General features: G+C 34.5%; 1 pseudogene. It reads right to left on the minus strand.

Annotation, left to right across the window (positions count from 1 at the left end):
* Positions 1 to 529, minus strand: a pseudogene (locus tag DXA05_RS26705) (hypothetical protein); the annotation flags it as partial.
* Between the last annotated feature and the right edge of the window lie 60 nt (positions 530 to 589).

Below are 589 nucleotides of genomic sequence, written 5' to 3' on the forward strand. Positions count from 1 at the left end.
TCTGCTTAATAGCTTCACCTTTAGCATTTTTATCATTACCAGTTACATAATCACCTTTCCATGAACTACCAGTAGTTAAATTGCCAAAGTTGTACTTACCTTGTGCAGACTTACCCCAACTAGATTCTAATGCGTCTTGTGCTAATAGCATTCTAATTGCATTATCATTAGTAATACCTGCCTTCTTATAGGCATTAATAAGTTCTGTAGACCATTGTCTTCTGTTAGTATATGGACTCTTCCAAGTTGAGTTGGCAGTTTTAGTAACAGGTTTATCAGTAACAGGTTTATCAGTAACAGGTTTATCGGTAACAGGTTTACTAGCTACTGGCTTATTAATTACTGGCTCTACTGTAGGATTATTAGCTACTACATCAGTTTCATCAGTATCTCTTACTGGTACTACTAATGCTTCAGGTGTATTATAAACTGTATTATAATTATACTCACTAAATGGATTAGTTGGATTAGTAATGTCCTTGTAATCTATTGTAGGATTACTTACTGGATTATAACTTACGAACTTCATTCCTTGTTGAGCTTTCTTGATTCGCTTCTTATAGGTTGGGCGACTTGATTTGATGAACTT

This window comes from Bacteroides sp. AM54-2NS, assembly GCF_003602935.1.
GTDB classification, from domain to species: Bacteria; Bacteroidota; Bacteroidia; order Bacteroidales; family Bacteroidaceae; genus Bacteroides; species Bacteroides xylanisolvens.